Raw genomic sequence first — 16,095 nt, 5'->3', positions numbered from 1 at the left:
TCTTATGAAGATGCGCGTGCGGTTATCATGTCGACTCAAATCGATAGCCTAGTATTAGCACTAGAAAAAACTGAAGAGCAAATCGTTAATTCTAACGAAGAAGTTGATTTGTTAGCAGCACTACAAGCACGTCAATCTGAAGTGCCAGTATTTCTACTAGCAGAACGTGCTCGTACATCTATTCTTAACAACCGCCAGTTAATGGAGCGTGTTGATGAGTGTTATTCAGTACTAGAAGACACTGCTGATTTCGTTGCTGGCCGTATCGTTGCTTCAATGCGTCGTTACCGCGCACAAGTGTTACCACCGTTCATGAAAGCGATGATGCACTACAACGACATCCATGAATATTCATGGTCTGCGCCTGGTCACCAAGGTGGTATCGGTTTTACTAAGACCCCTGCTGGTAACCAATTCTTTGAATTCTTCGGCGAAAACTTGTTCCGTACCGATATGGGTATCGAGCGTGCTGCACTAGGTTCATTACTTGACCACAGTGGTGCATTTAAAGATTCAGAAGTTGAAGCAGCTAAGATCTTCGGTGCTCACCAGTCTTACTCTGGTATCGTAGGTACTTCAGGTTCAAACCGTACTATCATGCAAGCATGTATGAAAGATGACGACATTGCTATCTGTGACCGTAACTGTCACAAATCAATTGAACAAGGTCTGATCCTAACTGGCGCACGTCCAATCTACATGGTTCCTAGCCGTAACTGCTACGGTATCATCGGTCCAATCAGCAAAGTTCAAATGAGCAAAGAAGGCATTGCGCTTAAAGCGAAAAATGCGGGTATTCCATTCAACGCTGATGAGAAAAAAGCCAGCTACGCTGTAGTAACTAACTGTACTTACGACGGTTTATGTTACCACTCAGAAGTGACTGAAGCGCTACTAGGCGAAAGCTCTAGCCGTATTCACATGGATGAAGCTTGGTTTGGTTACGCACGTTTTAACCCTATCTACAAGGGTCACTTCGCAATGCGTGGCGATGCTAAAGACCACACTGGTCCTACAGTATTTGCAACGCACTCAACGCACAAGTTATTGAATGCATTGTCTCAAGCATCATACATTCACGTACGTAACGGTGAAAACGCGATCAACTTTGACCGTTTCAACCAAGCTTACATGATGCACACTTCAACATCACCGCTATACGCAATCTGTGCGTCTAACGATGTTGCTGCGAACATGATGAAAGGCGAAAGTGGTCTATCGCTAACTAACGAAGTTAACCGCGAAGCGATCATCTTCCGTCAAAACATGCGTCAACTATTCAACGATTACACTGCTGAAAACGATTGGTTCTTCAAGCCTTGGAATGCTGAAACTGTTACAGAAATGAACGGTGACAACGTTAATTTTGAGAATGCATCTGTTGAGTCTCTAATGACTATCCAACAGAACTGGAAATTGACTCCTGGCGACAAGTGGCACGGCTTTGACGAAATCGACAATGACTGGTGTATGCTTGATCCAATCAAAGTTAGCTTGCTAACTCCGGGTCTTGACGACAACGGTAACTTCCTAGAAACAGGTGTTCCAGCAGCGCTTGTTACTGCATACCTAGGTCGCTTCGGTATCGTACCAACACGTACTACTGACTTCCAAGTAATGTTCCTATTCTCAATGGGTATTACTAAAGGTAAGCGTGACACATTGATCAACACCTTGTTGTCATTCAAGCGTCACTACGATGGGAACTCCCCATTAGAAACAATTTTACCTGAGTTAGTGGCATCCTCACCTGAAACCTATTCAGGTCTGGGTCTTAAAGATCTCGGTAACAAGATGTTTGAATATCTAGTTCGCCATAACCCAAGCCAAGTACTGAACCAGGCCTACTCAAGTCTTCCTGAAATGGAAGTGAAGCCACGTACTGCTTACCAGTTCGTCGTATCTGATGAAGTAGAGCTAGTCGCTTCTGATAAGCTTGTTGGCCGCGTTGCAGCGAACTCTGTTATTCCTTACCCACCAGGCATTCCAATGCTAATGGGTGGCGAAAACTTCGGTGATAAAACAAGTCCTCAAATCCAGTACTTGAAAGCACTAGAAGCATGGGATGCTGAATTCCCTGGTTTCGAACACGAAACTGAAGGCGCTGAGATCGAAGACGGTAAATACCACGTTCTTTGTATCAAAAAAAACGCACTATAATCGCCTAATGCGATAGCTACCAATCCCTCGTTGTATTAACAGCGGGGGATTTTTTATATTCTAAATACAGGAAGTGCAGGAAGTGCAGGAAGTGCAGGAAGTGCAGGAAGTGCAGGAAGTGCAGGAAGTGCAGGAAGTGCAGGAAGTGCAGGATATTCTGAGAATAAATGTACATAATAACAATATAATAGATATAAAAAATGCCGGCCTTAGCCAGCATTCTTTTATTTATCAATAAAGATAAATTATAAAGCTACAACGTTTGCAGCTTGCAGACCTTTTTGGCCTTGCTCTACTTCAAATGATACTTTCTGGCCTTCAGCCAAAGTTTTGAAACCGTCAGAAGCGATGGCACGGAAGTGAACGAATACGTCAGCACCGCCATTGTCTTGAGTAATAAAACCAAAACCTTTCTCTTCGTTAAACCATTTCACTAAACCAGTTGTTGTATTAGACATGATGTGTCCCTTATTTTTTTATTTCATTAAGTTGTCGCAACACGCGACAGGCTGAAATGAGAATGTTTGAATATCGATAACGCAAAGGCAAACACGGATACAACAACATAAATGTAGCGATAAACAGTTTTCTTTTTGATAAATGATGACAAATAACGTTTTCAGCAGTGTAAGACATTTAACTAAAATGACTTTAGGTAAACACCCTAATGGATGTTCAGGTAGCAGCTATACCGCTACCTGACTGTCAGTCTTATAGACCAACAACATTCGCAGCTTGCAGACCTTTTTGGCCTTGCTCAACATCAAAAGAAACCTTTTGACCTTCAGCTAATGTCTTGAAGCCTTCAGAAACGATAGCACGGAAGTGAACGAATACGTCAGCACCGCCGTTGTCTTGAGTAATAAAACCAAAACCTTTCTCTTCGTTAAACCACTTAACTGTACCGATTGTTTTTGATAATGACATTGAATGTCCCTTACTTTTTAATTTGATTAAATTATCGCACGATGCAATAACCTGAAATGATAATATTCATATAAGTAATCACACCTGCATTATCGTGATAATAATGCCAAATAACCATAAATGCGTTTATTACTTTATATTATTAAATAATGTCATTGGCGAGATAAGACATTTAATTAAAATCATTTCTTAATTAAATCCCCTAGGGTATTAATAAGAAATGTAAAAATTACCAATTACTTTATTGCTACTATTTGTAATGTTACCTGCGGCTGTTTTTTCACAGTAACTAAATGATATATCTAGATTATCAACATTACCATTAATTAAAATATGGCGTTTTAATACATCACTATTGAGCTGATGAATATTAGCACTCCAGGTGCGCTGATTTTTTACTAAATTAAAGTTTACTATCATTATTAACCTCTTGGTTTTCATTTGTATTTATAGGGTTTTCTTGACGATTTTGTTGAAACCAAAATCGCTTACGACCTAATGAACGAGACATAAGTATCCTTAGTTTTTTATTAGCAGAAAAATATTCAGATGATAGAAGGCATCTAATATTATTCATACTAATTAAGTATTTAAATTTTTATTTATAATAAAGTAACGAAGTAAATATGAACGTAACGACAAATACAGAAGCAGATGTTGGAAGTGTTTTATATTTCGATGATATTGTATAAATAATTTTTAAGTTGAAATGGTATTATTAAAAGTGACGCAAACGGTACTGCGACCATTTGCGTCGACTTAAAATATTATAAAGCTACAACGTTTGCAGCTTGAAGACCTTTTTGGCCTTGCTCTACTTCAAAAGACACTTTTTGGCCTTCAGCAAGAGTTTTGAAACCTTCAGAAGCGATTGCACGGAAGTGAACGAATACGTCAGCACCGCCATTGTCCTGAGTAATGAAACCGAAACCTTTCTCTTCGTTGAACCACTTAACGATACCAGTAGTAGACATAATGTGTCCCTTATATTTGATTAAAATTCATAAAGATTTATCGCGAAAATATCACGATTGCACTGAAAGCTTGAATTATTGAATGTGACTATGAAGCTAAGGGAAACACTAAGGAATGCAACAATAACGAAGATATTCTGAGGGTTTTTCTTTTACTTGATGTTTTCATTAATAACTCTGAACAACAGAGCGTCATCATTATTATGTGGTTAGCAATTATTGTAAAGATTTATTTTCAAATAAAGTCACAATAAATCATAACCCACTGATATTACTTGATAGTTTTTTAACGACCATCAAGTAACATCACTAAAAAAACAGCATATTGGGCGGATTTTGAGTCTTTTAACAACTCAAAAAACAAATTTTAGCGGTCAAATATTACGCATTTTGTCCAGCAACATAGCCAGAACTCCACGCCCATTGGAAATTATAGCCACCAAGCCAACCACTAACATCCATCACTTCACCAGCAAAAAATAAGCCTTTCACTTTCTTTGCTTCCATCGTTTTTGATGATAATTCATCAGTATCAACGCCACCTAAGGTCACTTCAGCTGTGCGGTAGCCCTCAGTACCATTAGGCGCAATATTCCATTGATGGAAATAATTCGCTAGCTGCTCAAATTCTTTGTGGTTAAGTTGCTTTAACGGCTTATCAGTAATATCTCCACGCGTAATTAACACTTCAATTAGTCGCTTTGGTAACAAACGCGACAGCGTATTTTTCACACTTTGATTTGGGTGCTGTTCACGTAATTCAAGCAGTGTATCAGCCAAATTAAGCATCGGTAATAAATCAATGGTCACCTTTTGCCCAGGTAACCAGTACGATGAAATTTGCAATATTACAGGCCCCGATAAACCGCGGTGCGTGAATAATAAGTTTTCTTTAAAACTAGTGCCACTTTCGGTGGTGATCACCGCAGGAACTGCAATACCTGATAATTCTTCAAAAGCGTCTTTATCTTGCTTATGTAGAGTAAATGGCACTAAACCAGCAGTCGTCGGCACCATTTTTAAGCCAAATTGCTCAGCAATTTGATAACCAAACGGTGTTGCACCTAATTTCGGCATTGATAAGCCACCGGTGGCAACCACTAGCGACTCACAGCTGATTGCTTCACCATTAACACTCAGACTAAAACCTGTCTCTTGCTGCACAATTGAATTAATATCAGCCTGATAACGAAAGCTGATATTAGGAAAATCACATTCTGCAACCAGCATTTTGACAATATCTTTAGCAGAATCTAAACAAAATAACTGTCCATGATCACGCTCTTCATAGTCAATTCCATGTTGGCATACTAAGCCGATAAAATCCCATTGACTGTACTGCGACAAGGCTGATTTAACAAAATGAGGATTACGACAAACATAATTATTAGCAGCCACATCATTATTAGTGAAATTACAGCGGCCGCCACCTGAGATTAATATTTTACGGCCCGGTTTCTTACCGTGATCAAGTACTAACACTGAGCGTCCACGCTTACCTGCTGTAGCAGCACACATTAAGCCTGCAGCACCTGCACCAATAATTACTACATCATATCTGTTTGCCATGGATTTCAATTAGCCTTTAATGTCACTAAATAAACGCAAAAAGGATGCTAACGATTAGCATCCTTTTTCTATTGTCTACGCTATTTTACCTGCCTATTAGCGCAATACCAACCGCTATCCTATTCCTGTGATTTATTCGATTAAAATCAAGCTTGTTGCTGGCTCTCAATTGCCGTTAATGCTGTAATTGCAGCCGTTGGCATATCTAAGGTGGTGGTAGGGAACGCAAAATCGGCGCCATGTGAATGTACAATCGCAACAATTTGCAGCATTACATCTTGCTGTACCGCTTTGTATTTAACCCAATCAACAGTTTTGGTAAAGGTATACACCAGTATATTCAGTGACGATGGCCCATAGGTATCAAAGCTGACAATTAATGTTTGTCGAGTCTCTATCTCGGCATGGTTTTGCAGCATCGTTTTAATATCATCAACCACTAATCCCATCACTGCCGCATCACAATACCGTAAACCAACACTTTGTTTTATCCGCCTATTTTGCATCCGTGAAGCGTTCTCAACCACCACCGAACTAAAGACTGAATTAGGTACATACAATGGTCGCTTATCAAAAGTACGAATAACTGTCATACGAAATCCGATCCGCTCAATGGTACCCTCTATTTGACGATCTGGGCTGCGTATCCAATCACCTACTTTAAACGGGCGATCAAAATAAATCATCATGCCACCAAAGAAGTTAGCCAATAAATCTTTAGCGGCCATACCGACAACTAAACCACCGACACCACCAAAGGTCAGTAACCCCGACAAACTTAAGCCGAAGTTTTGCATCACAATTAAACTGCTCAATACCATCACAATTAAGCGTAATATTTTTGAAATAGCAGTAACTGTGGTGGCATCTCGATGCGGACGATTATCTAATATTGTCTGTTCAATATTAGTGATCAGCCGCATCAGAATCCAAATAAACACCCCTATCAATAATAGATGCCGCAGTAACGCTAAAAAGCCACTGGAATAAGAGGTAATATTATCAACCATAATCCCTAGTGACATCAGCCCTGGCCATACCCAAATACATAGCGACACTGGCGCTCGAACAGCATCAATTAGAGCATCATCCCAAATTAAGTGGGTTTTACTCGCCATAGTCGCTAAGCGGCGAGAAATAAGTAACCATCCTCCCCACAGTAATCCACTCAACAGTAGTAATAAGCCAATGTTGTACATCCAATTAACGGACGCACCTTTTTCAAGCGATGACCACCAAAGTAAAAATTGATCCATAGCGACTTAGCTTCCGATACTCAACAGAAAAATGAAGTTATATTGTTAGTAATGATATAGCACAGAACGAGGGCAGCAAAGAAAGTGTCACCAGAACAGTGACACTCAAAACGGTCAAATTGATATTAAAGTCCGAGGAAAGCGACGGCAAAAATTGCTACAAAAAAAGTAATCATAAACGTGCTTGCCAATACAAACAGTTTACGTACTTTAATGCACTTTGCCATAAACAGCGGATCGTGATGTTTTTTATACTGTTGGCTACGAATATAATGAAACAAGCGAATTTGTTTGCTGACATTACCTTGAGATGAAAAGAAACCACGCCCATCGACTTGTTGATATAATAATGGATCACAATCTCGCATCACCACCAACAAAGAACGTAATGTGCTGATATATCTACAAGTATTAACAGTTGCCACCAAAAAAATTGCAACCAAAAGTGCGTCACCACTGATCATAGTTATCCCCTCTTAAATATCACTTGCTTATAGGGATAAAAAGGTAGCGTATTACCACTACCCTCAACATCACTTAAGCTTGTGAGTCCATTACTGATGTTGGTACTGATTCGCCTTTAGCCATCGCAGCTAGGTCTTTATCAATAAAAAATAGCGCCTTGCCATCTTCACCAACTAACTCAATTTTATCTAAAATGCCTTTGAATAATTTCTCTTCTTCATGTTGCTCTGATACATACCACTGCAAGAAATTAAAAGTTGAATAATCTTGAGTAGAAAATGCGACATGGGCTAATTCATTAATTTTTTTAGTGATTAGCTGCTCATGCTCATAAGTTTCACGGAATACAGCACCTAAAGAGGCAAATTGATGTTTAGGCGCTTCAATTGTGCCTAAAATCGGTAACGCACCCGTTTCGCTTACATAAGTAAACAAACGTTGCATATGCTCCATCTCTTCAGCAGCATGCACACGCAAGAACGCCGCAGCACCTTCAAAGCCTTTATCTTCACACCATGCGCTCATTTGCAGATATAAATTAGAAGAAAAGAACTCTAAATTAATTTGCTCGTTCAGATTTTCAACCATTGCCTTGGCTAACATTGCACTACTCCTGTTTGTTTAAGTGTAATCAAGACATTGTCACTGTGCATTGTTAAGAATGCAACAAATGGACAAAACGTCGTTATTAATATAATTGCTGTTAGTATAAACCACTAAAATAACAATAAAAATGAATCGACGATTACGGAAAATAATTAACCATTTCGTAACCTATAGATGCGACCTAATCGATATTTTTAAGTTTATACCAGTGCTAACATACAACATTATCGTATTGCTATGGAGTGTAAGTGATGGTTTATAAACATATTCTCGCTGCTATTGATCTTTCTGAAGACAGCGCCTATTTGGTCGATAAAGCCGCTAAACTAGCGCAATCATTGGATGCGAAACTATCACTGGTCCATATAGATGTCGATTATGCTGATCTCTACACCGGTTTGATTGATATAAATCTAGCAGAGATGCATGAACGCGCTGAAAGTGATGCTCAAAATAGGTTACACCAACTAGCAAATGATGCCGGCTACCCTGTCGCGCATACGCTTGTCGGTAGCGGTGATTTAAGCGAAGAAATTTGTGTTGCTATTAAAGATCTTAATGTAGATCTGGTTATTTGTGGCCATCATCAAGATTTTTGGAGCAAAATTTTATCATCGACTCGCCAGCTTATTAGCCGTACTCCGGTTGATTTATTAATGGTGCCACTTAAGTAATTCCACTTCATTACAGCAGTCGTTGCCATAACGACTGCTGATCATTATTGTTCAATACCCTTGTAATTATCATATTCCTGCCGCCGCAATTTAGTTACACTCTCATTACCCTTTATCAACACACCCTTTGCGACGATGAGATATTTAACTGTAATTACCCTCCTATGGGCGTTTTCTTTTAGTTTGATTGGCGTTTATCTGGCTGGTCAAGTCGATGCTTGGTTTTCAGTTCTCACCCGCGTTTGCTTAGCGGCAGTGGTTTTTTTACCCTTTTTACGCACCAAACATTTACACCCTAAGCTTGCCCTCAAATTAATGACAGTCGGCGCATTTCAACTCGGGTTAATGTATTGCTTCTACTACCAATCATTTCTATATTTAACCGTACCCGAAGTATTATTGTTCACTATTTTCACGCCAATTTATGTCACTCTGATTTACGATGCACTGCATAAACAATTCTCGCCATGGTACTTACTCAGCGCAGTCATTGCGGTATTAGGTGCGGCAGTGATTAAATTTGAAGGCATCAATCAGCACTTTATTATTGGATTTTTAATCGTCCAAGGGGCGAATCTGTGCTTTGCAATAGGCCAAGTCGGTTACAAAAGAATTATCGAGCAAGAGCAGGCTGATATTCCACAACATACCGTGTTTGGCTGGTTTTATTTAGGTGCCGTGTGTGTCGCTGTGCCAATGTATCTCTTGTTTGGTAATAGTGCCAAGTTACCAACAACTTCATTGCAATGGGGAATTTTAGTTTATCTGGGTGTGATTGCTTCAGGGCTGGGATATTTCATTTGGAATAAGGGCGCGACATTAGTTAATGCTGGCGCATTGGCGATAATGAATAACGCTTTAGTACCCGCAGGCTTAATCGTCAATATTGTGATTTGGAATCATAATGTCGATTACCCGCGATTAATTATCGGCGGTGGAATTATATTATTGTCGTTATGGTTTAACGAAAGCTGGATAAAAAATAAAGTTACCGCTCAACGCCAGACACAAAAAACGTCGTCATAGCTACAATATAATCACCAAAAAGGCGCGATAATCGCGCCTTTTTAACAAGTTGAAGCAGTCTTAAATAAACGCAAACGCATCGGCAAACATATGCTCACGTAACGCACCTTTTTCAGTACAGAAACGTTCACGCGCGGCACCTGCCATTTCAAAACGGCCACACACATAAATATCATAGGCAGATAAGCTTACAAAATCCTCGGCAACAGCGTCCAATACATTGCCAACCTTCCCCTGCCAACCTTCTGGCGCTGTTTCTACCACAGGTACATAACTAATATTGGCGTATTGCTGTGCTAAGGCCTGCATTTCATCATTCGCGTATAACTGGCACAAATCACGCCCGCCCCAATAAATGAATATCGGTTGCGTTAAGCCACGGCTAATGCAGTTATCGACCATGCTACGAATATAAGAAAATCCAGTACCACCAGCAATCATTACTAATGGGCGCTGACTTTCATGGCGTAACCATGCTTCACCATGCGCAGCTTCAATCGTTACTGGTTGCTGCTCTGTGAGGGCTTTTTTCATGGTCTCAACCACTTCTAACGCATAAGCATTATGCTCTGCAGCACCAATATGAAGTTCAAGCTCACCTTGACGACAAGGGCTACTTGCAATCGAAAATGGGCGTTTATCTTTGTCACCCATCACTGCTAATAGGTATTGGCCCGCTTTAAAATCGAGGGCTTGTAATGGCGTTAATAAAATACGAAATGTATTACATGCCAACGGTTCAACTGACTTTACTTCACATTGGATAGACATGGTTTTCCTCTAGTCTAACGATAATACCAAGTCACTTTCTACCCTCGCCAAGCAAGCAAAAATCCAGCCTTGTGCCTGCTCTTGTGGCGTTAACATTGGCTCAAGCTGATAGCTTATTTGACCTTGCTGTTTACGACACATACACATCGCACAAGCGCCAACCTGACAGCGATTAGGGAAAGCAATACCTGCGTCGAGCGCTGCTTGTAATACTGTTTGCTGCGCACTGGCAACAAAAGTAATGTTATTGGGCAACAGGCGTACTTGGTACATAAAAAACTCTCAATTCAGGGCCATATTTTGCCCCTGAAACATAAAAATATCAGCTTATTGATTGTTACTAAAAATAATCATGAAAGCTTACTGATCAAGTGCTAATTGTGCCCACATAGCATCAACACGCGCCACTATTTGGGGATCTTTAATAATCGGAGTACCCCATTCACGTTGGGTTTCAGCGCCAATTTTATTGGTAGCATCAAAACCAATCTTTGAGCAACGATCTGTGGTCGCAGCAGTTAATACCGTATCACGACTGGGATCCATACGGGTTGTAACAGCCCAAATAACATCATTCCAATCACGAACATTGACATCACCATCGCACATAATCACAAATTTGGCATCGGTGAATTTATTCAAGCAGGCCGATACTGCAGCCATGATCTGCAAAGCTTCACCTGCAACGGTTTTATTGATACTCACAATAGCCATACTGTGATCAGCGGCTTGTGGCGGCAAATAACAATCAATGATCGCAGGAAATTGCTGGCGCAAGGTGGCTAATTCAGCCTCAATATCACATTCAGCAGGCTTTAATCCTAACGATGTAGTTGCGGTATTTGCTAACTCTGCTGGCCATTTAATGGTGGCATCTATCCCCATTTTGGAGCCTAAGCCTACCACTGGTGATGCAAAGTCCAATGAATCAATTGGAGTATTGTCAATCATCAATGTATCTCGAACCGGATCCATACGCGTTGTCATCGCATTGATCACACTGTGCCAATCACGCGCATTAACATCTTCATCACACACAATCACAAATTTAGTGTACATAAACTGGCGTAAAAACGACCACACTCCCATCATGACCCGTTTAGCGTGACCAGGGTATTGCTTTTTCATCGTCACCACCGCCATGCGGTAAGAGCATCCTTCTGGCGGCAAATAAAAATCAACAATCTCAGGAAACTGTTTATGTAAAATAGGCACAAACACTTCGTTTAACGCTACGCCAAGTATCGCTGGTTCATCTGGTGGACGACCAGTATAAGTACTGTGATAAATCGGATTGTTACGCATCGTAATATGAGTGATAGTAAATACATGGTGACGTTCAACCTCATTGTAATAGCCGGTATGATCGCCATAAGGACCTTCATCAGCGTATTCTTCAGGGTCGATATAGCCTTCCATTACAATTTCAGCACTGGCTGGCACTTGAAGATCATTGCTGATGCTTTTAACCACTTCAGTGCGACTACCACGTAATAAACCTGCAAATGCGTACTCAGATAACGTATCAGGCACAGGTGTAACCGCACCAAGTACTGTCGCTGGATCAGCACCAAAAGCCACTGTCACCGGAAATTTTTCTCCAGGATGTGCTTCACACCATTCACGCATATCTAACGCGCCACCACGGTGAGCGAGCCAGCGCATAATAACTTTATTCTTAGCGATTTTTTGTTGGCGATATATGCCTAAATTTTGACGTTTTTTATTAGGGCCACGAGTTATGGTTAAGCCCCATGTTAGCAACGGCGCCACATCACCAGGCCAACAACTCATCACTGGAATTTTATCTAAATCGACTTCGTTACCTTGCCAGATTATTTGTTGGCAAGCGGCTTTACGAAGTACCTTGGTTGGCATATTAAGCACTTGCTTAAACACCGGAATTTTATTAATTGCATCTCGTAAGCCATGTGGCGGCTCTGGCTCTTTTAAATAGGCTAACCATTCGCCTACTTCACGTAATTGCTTAACATTATCACGCCCCATTCCCATCGCCACTCGTTCAGGAGTACCAAACAAGTTGGCTAACACTGGCATGTCATAACCTACAGGATTTTCAAACAACAATGCTGGCCCACCAGCCCGCAAAGTGCGATCGCAAATCTCAGTCATTTCCTGATTAGGATCGACTGGCTGCTGAATACGTTGTAATTGCCCTTGTTGCTCTAAATAAGCAATAAAGTCACGTAAATCCTTGTATTTCATGCGACTACCTGTAGCTAAACCAAGCCAATCAATATAACTGACAATGACTTGATGAGAATGATTTTTGCTAGTATAACCAGTTGTGGGACGGAAAACACCTGTCGATAAAAAAAAGAAAATACCCTTTTAAATTCTGTGGGTTAACAACTAAAAACAATCAACAACGTTAAATTTCAACCATAAAAAAACGCCACCCTAGAGTGACGTTTTTAATTCAATAACAACCAACTACATTATGATTTCTGACGACGCATTGCGTCAAAGAACTCTTCGTTAGTTTTGGTCATTGATAGTTTGTCGATCAAGAATTCCATGCTATCAGTTTCACTCATTGGGTGAACGATCTTACGCAGGATCCACATCTTCTGTAGTTCATCAGCTTTTGCTAATAACTCTTCACGACGAGTACCAGAACGATTGATATCAATCGCAGGGAAAACACGCTTCTCAGCAATCTTGCGAGAAAGATGCAGTTCCATGTTACCAGTACCTTTAAATTCTTCGTAGATAACTTCATCCATTTTAGAGCCAGTATCAACTAGCGCTGTTGCAATGATAGTTAAGCTACCGCCTTCTTCAACGTTACGTGCAGCACCAAAGAAGCGCTTAGGGCGGTGAAGGGCGTTGGCATCCACACCACCTGTTAGTACTTTACCTGATGAAGGAATAACGGTGTTGTAAGCACGTGCTAGACGAGTAATTGAGTCAAGCAAGATAACAACATCTTTCTTGTGCTCTACTAGACGTTTTGCTTTTTCAATTACCATCTCAGCTACTTGTACGTGACGTGAAGCTGGCTCATCAAACGTTGATGCAATTACTTCGCCTTTAACAAGACGTTGCATCTCAGTTACTTCTTCTGGACGCTCATCGATAAGCAATACCATTAACTCACACTCAGGGTGGTTATGGGCAATACTTTGGGCAATGTTTTGCAGCAACATTGTTTTACCCGCTTTTGGCGGAGCAACAATCAGACCACGTTGGCCTTTACCAATCGGTGATGCTAAATCAAGAACACGTGCAGTGATGTCTTCAGTAGAACCGTTACCGCGCTCCATACGCATACGTGAGTTTGCGTGCAGTGGAGTAAGGTTTTCAAAAAGGATTTTATTACGAGCGTTGTCGGGTTTATCGTAGTTTACTTCGTTAACTTTCAGTAGTGCAAAGTAACGTTCGCCATCTTTTGGTGGACGAATCTTTCCGGCAATCGTATCGCCAGTACGAAGGTTAAAACGACGAATTTGGCTTGGTGATACATAAATATCATCAGGGCCTGCAAGGTAAGAACTGTCTGCGCTACGCAGAAAGCCGAAGCCATCTTGCAAAATCTCTAGAACACCGTCGCCAAAAATATCCTCACCACTTTTAGCATGTTGCTTAAGAATGGAGAAGATGATGTCCTGCTTACGTAGGCGGGCCAGGTTTTCCAATCCTAAACTTTCGCTAAGTGATACCAACTTAGGAATAGGTTGGCTCTTGAGTTCTGTAAGATTCATAGTGGTGGGTTTCTTGTTTGTCAAAATCGGGGTTCTATATTAGTTGAGATAAGGATGACCAATAGGGACTGGTCAAGAAATGAACGAAAATGTAATTTCTGTGCGTTACGTTAACACTAAACGTTCTCTTCGTCTAGCATAGTCGCTAGACAAACCATGCACAACTTAGAAATTGTGCATGGCTCGCAATTATATCACTTATAAGTTCGCTTCAAGGAACTCTTTCAGCTGAGTTTTTGATAACGCGCCAACTTTAGTTGCGGCAACTGCGCCATCTTTAAACAGCAATAACGTTGGAATACCACGAATACCAAACTTTGGCGGCGTCGCCGCATTTTGGTCGATATTTAATTTACCAATCGTTAGTTTACCTTCATATTCATCAGCGATTTCATCAAGAATAGGGGCAATCATTTTACATGGACCACACCATTCAGCCCAAAAATCGACGAGTACCGGGCTCGCAGCATTGACAACATCAGTATCAAAACTTTCATCGGTAAGCTGCACAATCTTATCGCTCATCTTCCACTCCAACAGTGATTTTGTTAGCTGATATTGAATTAACCAGCAAATCGTTATCCTATTTGAATGGAATACGTTTCGTATTGCAACCCTAAGCTGATATTCTATAGTAATGAAGACGACACATATCACAGAGCAGAAATTTGCCGAACTAGGGTTAAATCCCCTAGTGCTAAAAGGATTGGAAGAGAAAGGGTTTCATAATTGTACCCCGATCCAGGCCTTGGCATTGCCAGTTGTGCTCACTGGCCATGATATCGCGGGACAGGCTCAAACAGGTACGGGTAAGACCCTAGCCTTTCTGACCGCTACTTTTAACCACCTATTGGAGACCCCTGCACCAGCAGAGCGTAAAACCAACCAACCGCGAGCGATCATTATGGCGCCAACGCGTGAGTTGGCGATCCAAATTTTCAATGATGCGTCATCGCTACTTGCGAGCACCGGCCTTAAAGCTGGCCTTGCTTATGGCGGCGAACCTTATGAAAAACAAAAACAAGTGTTTGATGAAGGTGTCGATATTCTGATCGGTACTTGCGGTCGTATTATCGACTTCTACAAGCAACGTGTTATTGACCTTGCAAGTATTCAAGTGGTTGTTCTTGATGAAGCTGATCGCATGTTCGATTTAGGTTTTATTAAAGATATTCGCTTCTTGTTCCGTCGTATGCCTGAGCCAAAAGCGCGTTTAAACATGCTGTTCTCTGCCACGTTATCATACCGTGTTAAAGAGTTAGCTTTTGAGCACATGAATAGTCCTGAAAGCGTTGTGGTTGAACCTGAACAAAAAACAGGCCACCGTATTCAAGAAGAGCTATTCTACCCATCAAACCAAGAAAAAATGCGTTTATTACAAACGTTAATTGAAGAAGAATGGCCTGATCGTGCGATTATTTTCGCCAATACTAAGCATCGTTGTGAAGATGTTTGGGGTCACTTAGCCGCTGATGGTCATCGCGTCGGTTTACTTACTGGCGATGTACCACAGAAAAAACGTGAGCGTATTCTAGAAGAATTTACTAAAGGTGATATTGATATCCTTGTTGCAACCGATGTTGCTGCTCGTGGTCTACATATTCCAATGGTTACCCACGTATTTAACTACGATCTTCCTGATGATGCTGAAGATTATGTTCACCGTATTGGTCGTACTGGTCGTGCTGGTGAAAGTGGTCATTCAATCAGCTTCGCTTGTGAAGAGTACGCAATTAACTTGCCTGCGATTGAAACCTATATCGAGCACGGTATTCCACAATCAAAATATGATTCTGATGCCCTTTTAGACGATTTACCTGCACCGATTCGCTTACAGCGTAATCCTCGCCAAGGTGGTCGTCGTAATAACCAGCGTCAAGGCCAAGGGCAATCTCGTCAGCGTAATAATCGCCGTCGTCCGCCACAAAACAAACCAGCATAA

At 41.0% G+C, this 16,095-nt stretch carries 18 protein-coding genes; 5 read left to right on the top strand and 13 right to left on the bottom strand.

Annotated features, from left to right (window positions below; genetic code table 11):
* Positions 1–2,160: arginine decarboxylase (gene adiA / locus PAND9192_RS14185; RefSeq protein WP_087854312.1), on the top strand; the 2,160-nt coding region annotated here is incomplete at its 5' end.
* A gap of 82 nt (positions 2,161–2,242) precedes the next feature.
* On the top strand, positions 2,243–2,398 hold the full coding sequence (locus PAND9192_RS20715; RefSeq protein WP_159458251.1) for a hypothetical protein: 156 nt from the start codon (positions 2,243–2,245) through the stop codon (positions 2,396–2,398).
* 7 nt (positions 2,399–2,405) lie between these two features.
* On the opposite strand, the gene cspE (PAND9192_RS14180) is transcribed toward PAND9192_RS20715, so the two are convergent.
* From cspE (PAND9192_RS14180) to ftnA, 8 genes are all read right to left on the bottom strand, one after another.
* Positions 2,406–2,618 (bottom strand): transcription antiterminator/RNA stability regulator CspE, encoded by a 213-nt coding sequence (cspE, locus tag PAND9192_RS14180; RefSeq protein WP_087821987.1) that lies wholly within the window; start codon positions 2,616–2,618, stop codon positions 2,406–2,408.
* 253 nt (positions 2,619–2,871) lie between these two features.
* On the bottom strand, positions 2,872–3,087 hold the full coding sequence (gene cspE, locus PAND9192_RS14175; RefSeq protein WP_087821988.1) for a transcription antiterminator/RNA stability regulator CspE: 216 nt from the start codon (positions 3,085–3,087) through the stop codon (positions 2,872–2,874).
* Between the two features lie 210 nt (positions 3,088–3,297).
* Positions 3,298–3,507, bottom strand: coding sequence for a hypothetical protein (locus PAND9192_RS14170; protein ID WP_060999765.1), 210 nt, complete (start codon positions 3,505–3,507; stop codon positions 3,298–3,300).
* A gap of 347 nt (positions 3,508–3,854) precedes the next feature.
* Positions 3,855–4,061 (bottom strand): transcription antiterminator/RNA stability regulator CspE, encoded by a 207-nt coding sequence (gene cspE, locus PAND9192_RS14165; protein WP_036789206.1) that lies wholly within the window; start codon positions 4,059–4,061, stop codon positions 3,855–3,857.
* A gap of 381 nt (positions 4,062–4,442) precedes the next feature.
* A complete protein-coding gene (locus tag PAND9192_RS14160; protein ID WP_087854311.1) occupies positions 4,443–5,630 on the bottom strand; it encodes a BaiN/RdsA family NAD(P)/FAD-dependent oxidoreductase in 1,188 nt (395 codons plus the stop codon).
* A 146-nt stretch (positions 5,631–5,776) separates the two neighbouring features.
* Positions 5,777–6,886: a mechanosensitive ion channel family protein gene (locus PAND9192_RS14155; protein ID WP_087854310.1), complete on the bottom strand. Its 1,110-nt coding sequence runs from the start codon at positions 6,884–6,886 to the stop codon at positions 5,777–5,779.
* Positions 6,887–7,011: 125 nt separating this feature from the next.
* Entirely contained in the window at positions 7,012–7,350 is a 339-nt protein-coding gene (uspB, locus tag PAND9192_RS14150; protein WP_200817826.1) for a universal stress protein UspB, read from the bottom strand.
* Between the two features lie 73 nt (positions 7,351–7,423).
* Positions 7,424–7,954: a non-heme ferritin gene (gene ftnA / locus PAND9192_RS14145; RefSeq protein ID WP_087854309.1), complete on the bottom strand. Its 531-nt coding sequence runs from the start codon at positions 7,952–7,954 to the stop codon at positions 7,424–7,426.
* 254 nt (positions 7,955–8,208) lie between these two features.
* Between ftnA and PAND9192_RS14140 the strand changes: the two genes are divergently transcribed.
* Together PAND9192_RS14140 and PAND9192_RS14135 are read left to right on the top strand one after the other, a co-directional pair.
* Positions 8,209–8,631 carry a universal stress protein gene (locus PAND9192_RS14140; protein WP_087854308.1) on the top strand — a complete coding sequence of 141 codons (423 nt, stop codon included), beginning with the start codon at positions 8,209–8,211 and terminating at the stop codon, positions 8,629–8,631.
* Between the two features lie 135 nt (positions 8,632–8,766).
* Positions 8,767–9,657, top strand: coding sequence for a carboxylate/amino acid/amine transporter (locus PAND9192_RS14135; RefSeq protein WP_087854307.1), 891 nt, complete (start codon positions 8,767–8,769; stop codon positions 9,655–9,657).
* Between the two features lie 60 nt (positions 9,658–9,717).
* Here PAND9192_RS14135 and fre read toward each other — a convergent pair whose 3' ends face one another.
* The 5 genes from fre to trxA form a co-directional block, all read right to left on the bottom strand.
* A complete protein-coding gene (gene fre / locus PAND9192_RS14130) occupies positions 9,718–10,428 on the bottom strand; it encodes an NAD(P)H-flavin reductase (RefSeq protein WP_087854306.1) in 711 nt (236 codons plus the stop codon).
* 9 nt (positions 10,429–10,437) lie between these two features.
* The gene (locus PAND9192_RS14125; RefSeq protein WP_060999728.1) at positions 10,438–10,701 is read right to left on the bottom strand and encodes a 2Fe-2S iron-sulfur cluster-binding protein; all 264 of its coding nucleotides are present in this window, start codon (positions 10,699–10,701) and stop codon (positions 10,438–10,440) included.
* Between the two features lie 87 nt (positions 10,702–10,788).
* Positions 10,789–12,654 (bottom strand): 4-hydroxy-3-polyprenylbenzoate decarboxylase, encoded by a 1,866-nt coding sequence (ubiD, locus tag PAND9192_RS14120; protein ID WP_087854305.1) that lies wholly within the window; start codon positions 12,652–12,654, stop codon positions 10,789–10,791.
* Between the two features lie 233 nt (positions 12,655–12,887).
* Positions 12,888–14,153, bottom strand: coding sequence for a transcription termination factor Rho (rho, locus tag PAND9192_RS14115; protein WP_060999724.1), 1,266 nt, complete (start codon positions 14,151–14,153; stop codon positions 12,888–12,890).
* 198 nt (positions 14,154–14,351) lie between these two features.
* Positions 14,352–14,678, bottom strand: a complete 327-nt coding sequence (trxA, locus tag PAND9192_RS14110; RefSeq protein ID WP_060999723.1) for a thioredoxin TrxA — start codon at positions 14,676–14,678, stop codon at positions 14,352–14,354.
* Between the two features lie 112 nt (positions 14,679–14,790).
* Here trxA and rhlB point away from each other — a divergent pair, with 112 nt between their 5' ends.
* Complete coding sequence (gene rhlB, locus PAND9192_RS14105) at positions 14,791–16,095, top strand: ATP-dependent RNA helicase RhlB (RefSeq protein WP_087854304.1); 1,305 nt, start codon at positions 14,791–14,793, stop codon at positions 16,093–16,095.

The organism is Photobacterium andalusiense, assembly GCF_900185625.1.
GTDB lineage: Bacteria > Pseudomonadota > Gammaproteobacteria > Enterobacterales > Vibrionaceae > Photobacterium > Photobacterium aquimaris.
The sequence above is the reverse complement of the archived record's forward strand: the minus strand, read 5'-3'. Positions and strand labels throughout refer to the sequence as shown.